Source organism: Pseudomonas sp. (assembly GCF_030147005.1).
GTDB lineage: Bacteria > Pseudomonadota > Gammaproteobacteria > Pseudomonadales > Pseudomonadaceae > Aquipseudomonas.
On the sequence record NZ_JASLAW010000215.1, the window covers coordinates 1 to 9,491 of the forward strand.

Sequence of the window (9,491 nt, forward strand, 5' to 3'; positions counted from 1 at the left end):
CACTTGCGCTTGCGATCTCTCGTAAGCGGGAGGCGAATTCTACAGCGTTACACGCTGCTGTCAACACCTCTTTTTCAACTTCCTTTTGGCTTCGATGAACTGAAGCGACCTGCTGCCGAAACCTACTTAACCCATTGTTTATCAAGGAGTTTTCCGTTTCGACTGCGCCGGAAGTGGGGCGAATTATAGACTTCCAGAATCTGCCGTCAACCATCTTTTTCACATTTCTGTCATATAGGTCAAAAAGCCCCGAAAAGACAAAGGCCGGCCCCAAGGGGCCGGCCTTCTGCTTACCCACCTTTACAAGCTTGGGAAAGCAAACTGAGAGGCTTCGTGGCTGGCCCGTTGCGGCCAGCGTTGGGTGATCGCCTTGCGACGGGTGTAGAAACGCACCCCATCCGGCCCATAAGCATGCAAGTCGCCAAACAGCGAACGCTTCCAGCCACCAAAGCTGTGATAAGCCACCGGCACCGGTAGTGGAACATTCACCCCCACCATGCCCACTTCGATTTCATCACAGAACAGACGCGCCGCCTCACCGTCGCGGGTGAAGATGCAGGTACCGTTGCCGTATTCATGGTCGTTGATCAATTGCATCGCCGCTTCCAGGCTATCCACCCGCACCACGCACAACACCGGGCCGAAGATTTCTTCTTTATAGATGCGCATCTCAGGAGTCACACGATCAAACAGGCTACCACCGAGGAAGAACCCGTTTTCATGCCCGGCAACGCTCAAACCACGACCGTCAACAACCAACTCAGCCCCAGCCGACACCCCGTCTTCTATATAACCACTGACTTTGTCCCGCGCCTGCCCCGTCACCAGCGGTCCCATATCCAGGCCACAGGTCGTGCCCGCGCCGATCTTCAACGCCTTGACCTGCGGCACCAGCTTGGCAATCAACGCATCCGCTACCTGGTCACCCACGCACACCGCCACCGAGATAGCCATGCAACGTTCACCGCAGGAACCATACGCCGCGCCCATCAAGGCACTGACGGCGTTGTCCAGATCAGCGTCAGGCATCAGCACGGCATGGTTCTTCGCCCCGCCCAGTGCCTGCACACGCTTGCCGCGCTTGGTTGCTTCGGAATAGATGTACTCAGCAATCGGCGTCGATCCTACAAAGCTCAGCGCTTTTACTTCGGGCGCTTCGATCAACGCATCCACCGCGCCCTTATCACCATGTACAACGCTCAGCACACCTTTAGGCAGCCCCGCTTCCTGCAACAATTGCGCGATCAGCAGCGTTGAGCTCGGGTCACGCTCAGACGGTTTGAGGATGAAACAGTTACCGCACACAATCGCCAGCGGATACATCCACAACGGCACCATCGCCGGAAAGTTGAACGGCGTAATACCCGCCACCACGCCCAGCGGCTGGAAATCCGACCAGGCATCAATGTTCGGGCCCACGTTGCGGCTGTATTCACCCTTGAGAATCTCCGGCGCCGAGCACGCGTACTCCACGTTTTCGATACCACGCTTCAACTCACCGGCGGCATCTTCCAGCGTCTTGCCGTGCTCTTCGCTGATCAACTGCGAGATACGTGCTTCGTTCTGTTCCAGCAACTGCTTGAAACGGAACATTACCTGCGCACGTTTGGCCGGCGGCGTATTACGCCAGGCCGGGAACGCCGCCTTGGCCGAGTCGATCGCCTGTTGAATGGTTTCGCGACTGGCCAGCGGCACATGGTGAATCACCTGGCCAGTGGATGGGTTGTACACGTCGGCACTGCGACCGCTGTCATTAACCAATTCACCGTTGATCAAATGCTGGATGAGACTCATGCAGGGCTCCGGAAAAGGTGTTCTATATAGAAGGAGAAATCAGTCGATCTTGTTCAGCACTTCACCGACCGCATCGAACAGGCGATCCAGATCCTGTGGCTTGCTGTTGAAGGTTGGCCCGAACTGCAGGGTGTCACCGCCGAAGCGCACGTAGAAACCGGCTTTCCAGAGCGCCATTCCGGCCTCGAACGGACGCACGATGGCATCACCGTCACGTGGGGCAATCTGGATGGCTCCGGCCAGGCCGTAGTTACGGATATCAATCACGTTCTTGCTGCCCTTCAAGCCATGCAGTGCATTCTCAAAGTGCGGTGCGACTTCGGCTACGCTCTGCACGAGGTTTTCCTTCAGCAGCAGGTCCAGCGCTGCGAGGCCGGCCGCGCAGGCCACCGGATGCGCCGAATAGGTGTAGCCGTGGGGGAACTCCACTGCGTACTCCGGCGTCGCCTGGTTCATGAAGGTCTGATAGATCTCGCTGCTGGCAATCACCGCGCCCATTGGGATCGCGCCGTTGGTGACTTGCTTGGCGATGCACATCAAGTCCGGAGTCACGCCAAAGCTGTCGGCGCCGAACATCGAACCGGTGCGGCCGAAACCGGTGATCACCTCGTCGAACACCAGCAAAATGTTGTGCTGATCGCAGATCTCGCGCAGGCGCTTGAGGTAGCCCTGCGGCGGCACCAACACGCCGGCGGAACCGGCCATCGGTTCGACAAACACCGCAGCGATGTTCGACGCGTCGTGCAGCTCAATCAGCTTGAGCAGCTCTTCGGCCAACGCGACACCGCCCTGCTCCGGCATGCCCCGGGAGAAAGCATTGCTCGCCAGCAACGTATGCGGCAGATGGTCGACATCCATCATGGCCTGACCAAACATCTTACGGTTACCGTTGACGCCACCAAGGCTGGTCCCGGCAATGTTTACACCGTGGTAACCACGGGCGCGGCCGATCATCTTGGTTTTGGTGGCCTGGCCCTTCAGGCGCCAGTAGGCGCGCACCATCTTCACCGCGGTATCCGCGCACTCGGAACCGGAGTCGGTGAAAAACACATGGTTCAGGTTGCCCGGAGTCAGGTAGGTGATTTTTTCCGCGAGCTGAAAGGACAACGGATGGCCGTATTGGAAGGCCGGTGAGTAGTCCAAAGTGCCCAATTGCTTGGCCACCGCTTCCTGAATTTCCTTGCGCGTATGCCCGGCACCGCAGGTCCACAGGCCCGACAGCGAATCATAGACCTTGCGCCCCTTGTCATCGGTCAACCAACTGCCCTCGGCGGCCACGATTAAACGTGGATCGCGCTGAAAGTTACGGTTGGCGGTGTAAGGCATCCAGTGGGCGTCCAGCTTGAGCTGGCTGGCCAGGGAGAATGGGGCGTTTTCCGGCATGTTCATCAGCAAAACCTCGCAAGGCAAAAGGCAGCGTCGGGAATGAAAAAGCATTGTTGCAGCTAAGTTGCCACGGAGATAAAGTCTGTGAAATTCAACTCTTCTAACCTTCATTCAGGACTTCACTAAACTATGAGCAGCCGTCGGCCCGACCCCCTGGCTCAGGTCAGCGACTTCGATATCCGCTTGCTGCGCATCTTTCGTAGCGTGGTGGAGAGCGGTGGGTTTTCGGCGGCGGAAACCGTACTGGGGATTGGCCGTTCGGCCATCAGCCAGCAAATGGGCGACCTGGAACAACGCCTCGGGCTCAGACTTTGCCAACGTGGGCGCGCCGGGTTCTCGCTGACTGAAGAGGGCCGCGAGGTCTATCAGTCGGCATTGCAACTGTTGAGCGCTTTGGAAAGTTTTCGCACCGAAGTCAACGGCCTGCACCAGCACTTGCGCGGAGAGCTGATCATCGGCCTCACCGACAATCTCGTCACCCTGCCTCATATGCGTATCACCCACGCCCTGGCGCAATTGAAGGAACGTGGCCCGGATGTGCAGATTCAGATCCGCATGATCGCGCCCAACGAAGTAGAGCAAGGTGTACTCGACGGCCGTTTGCACGTTGGCGTGGTGCCCCAGGCCAGCGCTTTGTCCGGCCTGGAATACCAGCCGTTGTACAGTGAGCGCTCGCTGCTTTATTGCGCAGTTGGCCATCCGCTATTTTATGTCGATGACAAACAACTGGACGATGCACGCCTCGACAGCCAGGACGCCATCGCGCCCACCTTCCGCTTGCCCGCCGATATCCAGGCCCATTACCAGGCGCTCACTTGCACGGCCAGCGCCTCGGACCGCGAAGGCATGGCGTTTCTGATCCTCACCGGCCGCTATATCGGCTACTTGCCCGACCACTACGCCAGCCTGTGGGTACAGCAGGGCCGACTGCGCGCGCTGAAACCGGCTACACGCTTTTACGATTTAAGCCTGGCATCGGTCACGCGCAAGGGGCGTCGCCCCCATTTGGTGCTGGAAAGTTTTCTGGAAAGCCTGGCGGCAACACGCTGACTCGGGCCTCACAGAAAAAGCTGAGCAGGTGGACAGTTTTTTGCAAGGCACATGGACCTTGAACCGTCCGCCCCGAGTCGACCCGCCATGCCACCAGAATCCTCCAGCCCCAACGACCTGATTTACGGCCTCAACGACCGCCCCAAACCACTGCCCGCCCTGCTGGCCGCCCTGCAACATGTGCTGGCCGCGTTCGTCGGCATTATCACTCCGCCATTGATCATCGGCTCCACCCTGGGCCTCACCGCACACCTGCCCTACTTGATCAGCATGGCGCTGATGGTTTCCGGCGTCGGCACGTTCATCCAGGCGCGCAGGCCGTTTGGTATCGGCGCGGGCATGATCTGCCTGCAGGGCACCAGCTTTGCGTTCCTGGGCGCGGTGCTGTCAGCCGGCTTTCTGGTCAAGCAACGCGGCGGCAGCCCCGAGGACATCCTGGCGATGATCTTCGGCGTGTGCTTTTTCGGCGCCTTGGTGCAAATGGTGCTGAGCCGCTTTATCGGCCAACTGCGGCGGGTCATCACGCCCTTGGTGACCGGGATTGTGATTACGCTGATCGGCATCAGCCTGATCAAAGTGGGCATTACCGACCTTGGCGGCGGGTTCAACGCCCCGGACTTCGGCGCCCCCGCCAACTTGGCCCTCGGCCTGTTCGTGGTATTGACGATCATTCTGCTCAACCGCTCGAACACGCCCTGGGTACGCCTTTGCGCCATTATCATCGGCCTGGCCTTCGGCAGCCTGGCCGCCTGGTTCAGCGGCAAGCTGGTGCCCCAAGCGTTGCCGGACTTGCCGTTGATCAGCCTGCCTGTACCGTTTCGCTTTGGTTTCAACTTCGACTGGAGCGCTTTCCTGCCAATCGCGCTGATTTATCTGATCAGCAGCATCGAAACCGTCGGCGACCTCACCGCCAACTGCATGATCGCCCGCCAACCCATCAGCGGTGCGTCTTATATAAGCCGACTCAAAGGCGGCGTACTGGGTGATGGCGTCAGTTGTATGATCGCCGCCACCTTCAGCGCCTTCCCCAATACCACGTTCGCGCAAAACAACGGCGTGATCCAACTCACCGGCGTGGCCAGCCGTTATGTCGGTTTGTACATCGGCGTGGTGTTGGTTTGTCTTGGGTTGTTTCCCATGATCGGCGCGGTACTGCAGCAAATCCCCAAACCGGTGCTGGGCGGTGCAACGCTGGTCATGTTCGGCAGCGTCGCCGCAGCCGGCGTGCGCATCCTGGCCCAGGCGCCGCTGGACCGACGCAGCATGCTGATCATCGCCACTTCGTTCGGGGTCGGCTTGGGCATCGCCGCCCAGCCCAACCTGCTGCACCTGATGCCGACACTGGTGCAGAACCTGTTCGACTCCGCCATCACCAGCGGTGGCCTGACCGCCATCGTGCTGTGCCTGCTACTACCCGAAGCCAAAACCACCCACACCGCTGCAAATCACACGCCCGAAAGCGACTCCCTGGAATCGCTTTGACGGTTTTATTGCATCAACACTTGTCTGAGGCTTGAGGGTGGGTTATCTGTGCACACGTCGCCTCTATCGATCAGCACGGAAACCTCCATGAGCCTCGAAGTTCCTGCCCATAGCAACCACGCCGGTAAACCCGCCAGCCGCATTCGGCAAAAGAACGAACAAGCGATTCTCCAGGCTGCTGAAGATGAGTTCGCGCGCCACGGCTACAAGGGCACCAGCATGAACACCATCGCTGCCAGTGCCGGGCTGCCCAAAGCCAACTTGCACTATTACTTCACCAACAAGTTGGGCCTGTACATTGCGGTGCTCAGCAATATTCTCGAATTGTGGGACAGCACGTTCAACGCGCTGACCGCCGAGGACGACCCGGCCGTGGCCCTCTCCCGTTATATCCGCACCAAGATGGAGTTCTCACGCCGCCAGCCGCAGGCCTCGCGAATCTTCGCCATGGAGATCATCAGCGGCGGCGAATGCCTCACCGAATATTTCAGCCAGGACTACCGCGCCTGGTTCAGCGGCCGTGCGGCAGTGTTCCAGGCCTGGATCGATGCCGGCAAGATGGACCCCATCGACCCGGTGCATTTGATTTTCCTGCTGTGGGGCAGCACTCAGCACTACGCCGACTTCGCCACTCAGATCTGCCGCGTCACGGGTCGCACCAAGCTGACCAAGCAGGATATGGAAGACGCCGGCACCAATCTGATCCACATCATTCTCAAAGGCTGTGGCATCAAGCCGGCCCAATAAACGAAGCGACTTATGCCTTTCACGCTGACTGGCCTTTGCGAATTTCGTGAAGAAATACGCAAAAGCCGCTTTATCACCCTGGCGACGCCGATTACCAGCCCGCACGACGCCCAGGCGTTTTTCGAGCAGCACAGCGACCTCGACGCCACGCATAACTGCTGGGCCTGGAAACTGGGCGATCAATACCGCAGCAACGACGATGGCGAACCCGGCGGTACTGCCGGGCGGCCGATCCTTGCAGCCATCGAAGCCCAGGGCTTTGATCTGGTCGCGGTGCTGGTCATTCGCTGGTACGGCGGGATTCAACTAGGCACCGGTGGCCTCGCCCGTGCCTACGGCGGCGGCGCGAACAAATGCCTGCAGAATGCCGAGCGCATCGAGCTGATCAGTCGTGTACCACTGCGGTGCGCCTGCGGTTTTTCCGAGTTGAACCTGTTGAAGCTGCGCGTTGCCGAACTGGACGGGTTGGTTGTAGAAGAAACCTTCACCGCCAACGGCGTGGAGTTGCAACTGGCCCTGGGCGAAGCACACATCGACACGTTGCAAACCCAGCTCGCCGACCTGAGCCGGGGACGCATCCTGCTGCAACGCTGAAACTGCTACTGTTGCTCACCGCAACTCCCTGAACCGCGACTCCAAAGGAAGCTTTTCATGTCTACGCCAAAAACCGCACTGATCATCGGCGCCTCGCGCGGGCTGGGCCTTGGCCTGGTCAAGCAACTGCTGCAGGACGGCTGGGACGTGACCGCCACCGTGCGCGATCCGAACAACGCCGACGCCCTGAAAGCCGTGGGCCCGGTGCAGATCGAAAAACTCGACATGGACGATCAACAAGCCGTGATCGCCCTGGCCCAGCGCCTGAAAGAGCGCACCTTCGACCTGCTGTTCGTCAACGCCGGCGTCAAGGGCCCCGCGAACCAGGAGCCAGGCCACGCGACCCTGGCGGAAGTCGGCCAGCTGTTCTTCACCAACGCCGTGGCCCCGATCAACCTGGCCCAGCGTTTTGTCGGGCAGATCCGCAAGGACACCGGCGTGCTGGCCTTCATGAGTTCGGTGCTGGGCAGCGTAACCATTCCCGACGGTTCGGACATGGCGCTGTACAAGGCCAGCAAGGCGGCGCTCAACTCCATGACCAACAGCTTTGTCACCCAACTGGGCGAGCACAAACCGACGGTGTTATCGCTGCACCCAGGCTGGGTAAAAACCGACATGGGCGGCGAAAGCGCGCACATCGATGTCGAGACCAGCGTGCGCGGCCTGGTGGATCAGGTAAATGCCTACACCGGCAAAGGCGGTCATCATTTCGTGGACTACAAGGGCGACACCATCGCTTGGTAAAAGACTACCCATAAAAATGTGGGAGGGGGAAAGCCCCCTTCCACACTGGCCCGTCCGCTTGCCTGCACGTGGACCAACACGTAATCTACCCGCCTCGCCTTTACCGGCGACCCTGGATCAGCAGACAGGGCAACACTGAGCTGGCAAACCTGAACCCATCATTCAGAGGAGCCGGCCAATGCCTGCGACCCGTATCTGGTTAAAAAACCCGCTTGCTATTTTTACTGCCAATGGCCTCGATGCCCGTGGCGGCCTGGTGCTGCAAGACGGTGTCATCACCGAAGTGCTGGCCCAGGGGCAACAACCCGCACAGCCCTGTGCCCACGTGTTCGATGCCCGCGAACATGTCGTCCTGCCCGGCCTGATCAACACACACCATCACTTCTATCAGACCCTGACCCGCGCCTGGGCGCCGGTGGTCAACCAGCCGCTGTTTCCCTGGCTGAAAACCCTGTATCCGGTCTGGGCCCGACTGACCCCGCAAAAACTTGCCCTGGCATCGAAGGTGGCCCTCGCGGAGTTGCTGCTCTCCGGTTGTACCACCGCGGCGGATCATCACTACCTGTTCCCGGACGGTCTGGGAAACGCCATCGATGTGCAGGTCGAGAGCGTACGTGAACTGGGCATGCGCGCCATGCTCACCCGCGGTTCCATGAGCCTGGGCGAAGCCGATGGCGGCCTGCCGCCGCAGCAGACCGTGCAACAAGGCCAAGTGATCCTCGACGACAGCCAGCGGCTGATCCGCGAATACCACGAGCGGGGCGACGGGGCGCACATCCAGATTGCCCTGGCACCCTGCTCGCCGTTCTCCGTTACGCCCGAAATCATGCAAGCCAGCGCCGAATTGGCCAATACGCTTGACGTGCGCCTGCACACGCACCTGGCGGAAACCCTCGACGAGGAAGACTTCTGCCTGCAACGCTTTGGCCTGCGCACCGTGGATTATCTCGACAGCGTAGGTTGGCTTGGCCCGCGCACCTGGCTGGCCCATGGCATTCATTTCAATCCGGATGAAATCGCACGCCTGGGCGCAGCCGGCACGGGCATCTGCCACTGCCCGAGTTCGAACATGCGCCTGGCCTCCGGTATCTGCCCGACCCTCGACCTGCTCGCCGCCGGCGCCCCTATCGGCCTGGGCGTGGACGGTTCCGCGTCCAACGACGCCTCGAACATGATCCTTGAAACGCGCCAGGCCCTGTACATCCAGCGTTTGCGATACGGTGCGCAAAAGATCACCCCCGAAGGGGTGCTGGGTTGGGCGACCCAGGGTTCGGCGCAGTTGCTGGGGCGTAAGGACATCGGTGAGTTGGCCGTAGGCAAACAGGCGGACCTGGCGTTGTTCAAGCTCGATGAACTGCGCTTCTCCGGCAGCCATGATCCGATTTCGGCGCTGCTGCTGTGCGGTGCAGATCGGGCGGACCGGGTGATGATCGGCGGTAAATGGCGGGTCATCGACGGGCAAGTGGAAGGCCTGGATCTGAAAGGCTTGATCGCCGATCACAGCCAGGCGGCCCGACAGCTGATCGCCGGAACCTAAGCCGCCCACAGTCCAAAATGTGGGAGGGGGCTTGCCCTAATGCCAGTCAGTTAAGACAGAACCGGTCCCTGTGGCGAGGGAGCTTGCTCCCGCTGGACTGCGTAGCAGTCCCATTTTTGGGGCCGCTTCGCGCCCCAACGGGAGCAAGCTCCCTCGC

9 protein-coding genes are annotated in these 9,491 nt (G+C 60.2%); 6 read left to right on the plus strand and 3 right to left on the minus strand.

Annotated elements, in window-relative coordinates:
* The 3 genes from Q1V60_RS20375 to Q1V60_RS20385 form a co-directional block, all read right to left on the minus strand.
* Nucleotides 1-223: hypothetical protein (locus Q1V60_RS20375; protein ID WP_300633950.1), on the minus strand; the 223-nt coding region annotated here is incomplete at its 3' end.
* 77 nt (nt 224-300) lie between these two features.
* Entirely contained in the window at nt 301-1,794 is a 1,494-nt protein-coding gene (locus Q1V60_RS20380) for a CoA-acylating methylmalonate-semialdehyde dehydrogenase (RefSeq protein WP_300633952.1), read from the minus strand.
* Nucleotides 1,795-1,833: 39 nt separating this feature from the next.
* On the minus strand, nt 1,834-3,183 hold the full coding sequence (locus tag Q1V60_RS20385; RefSeq protein ID WP_300633954.1) for an aspartate aminotransferase family protein: 1,350 nt from the start codon (nt 3,181-3,183) through the stop codon (nt 1,834-1,836).
* A gap of 126 nt (nt 3,184-3,309) precedes the next feature.
* Here Q1V60_RS20385 and Q1V60_RS20390 point away from each other — a divergent pair, with 126 nt between their 5' ends.
* The 6 genes from Q1V60_RS20390 (at nt 3,310) to Q1V60_RS20415 (ending at nt 9,334) form a co-directional block, all read left to right on the plus strand.
* Entirely contained in the window at nt 3,310-4,230 is a 921-nt protein-coding gene (locus tag Q1V60_RS20390; RefSeq protein WP_300633955.1) for a LysR family transcriptional regulator, read from the plus strand.
* Between the two features lie 87 nt (nt 4,231-4,317).
* Entirely contained in the window at nt 4,318-5,712 is a 1,395-nt protein-coding gene (locus Q1V60_RS20395; protein ID WP_300633957.1) for a nucleobase:cation symporter-2 family protein, read from the plus strand.
* Between the two features lie 87 nt (nt 5,713-5,799).
* Nucleotides 5,800-6,459, plus strand: coding sequence for a TetR/AcrR family transcriptional regulator (locus Q1V60_RS20400; RefSeq protein WP_124361147.1), 660 nt, complete (start codon nt 5,800-5,802; stop codon nt 6,457-6,459).
* Nucleotides 6,460-6,471: 12 nt separating this feature from the next.
* A complete protein-coding gene (locus tag Q1V60_RS20405) occupies nt 6,472-7,053 on the plus strand; it encodes a YigZ family protein (RefSeq protein ID WP_300633961.1) in 582 nt (193 codons plus the stop codon).
* 57 nt (nt 7,054-7,110) lie between these two features.
* The gene (locus tag Q1V60_RS20410) at nt 7,111-7,797 is read left to right on the plus strand and encodes an SDR family oxidoreductase (RefSeq protein WP_300633963.1); all 687 of its coding nucleotides are present in this window, start codon (nt 7,111-7,113) and stop codon (nt 7,795-7,797) included.
* A 178-nt stretch (nt 7,798-7,975) separates the two neighbouring features.
* Nucleotides 7,976-9,334: an 8-oxoguanine deaminase gene (locus tag Q1V60_RS20415; protein WP_300633965.1), complete on the plus strand. Its 1,359-nt coding sequence runs from the start codon at nt 7,976-7,978 to the stop codon at nt 9,332-9,334.
* Nucleotides 9,335-9,491 lie beyond the last annotated feature (157 nt).

Bases quoted from the DNA above. Each gene is read 5' to 3' on its own strand.
- Q1V60_RS20380 (WP_300633952.1), bottom strand. From the start codon at position 1,794: ATGAGTCTCATCCAGCATTTGATCAACGGTGAATTGGTTAATGACAGC.
- Q1V60_RS20385 (WP_300633954.1), bottom strand. From the start codon at position 3,183: ATGAACATGCCGGAAAACGCCCCATTCTCCCTGGCCAGCCAGCTCAAG.
- Q1V60_RS20390 (WP_300633955.1), top strand. From the start codon at position 3,310: ATGAGCAGCCGTCGGCCCGACCCCCTGGCTCAGGTCAGCGACTTCGAT.
- Q1V60_RS20395 (WP_300633957.1), top strand. From the start codon at position 4,318: ATGCCACCAGAATCCTCCAGCCCCAACGACCTGATTTACGGCCTCAAC.
- Q1V60_RS20400 (WP_124361147.1), top strand. From the start codon at position 5,800: ATGAGCCTCGAAGTTCCTGCCCATAGCAACCACGCCGGTAAACCCGCC.
- Q1V60_RS20405 (WP_300633961.1), top strand. From the start codon at position 6,472: ATGCCTTTCACGCTGACTGGCCTTTGCGAATTTCGTGAAGAAATACGC.
- Q1V60_RS20410 (WP_300633963.1), top strand. From the start codon at position 7,111: ATGTCTACGCCAAAAACCGCACTGATCATCGGCGCCTCGCGCGGGCTG.
- Q1V60_RS20415 (WP_300633965.1), top strand. From the start codon at position 7,976: ATGCCTGCGACCCGTATCTGGTTAAAAAACCCGCTTGCTATTTTTACT.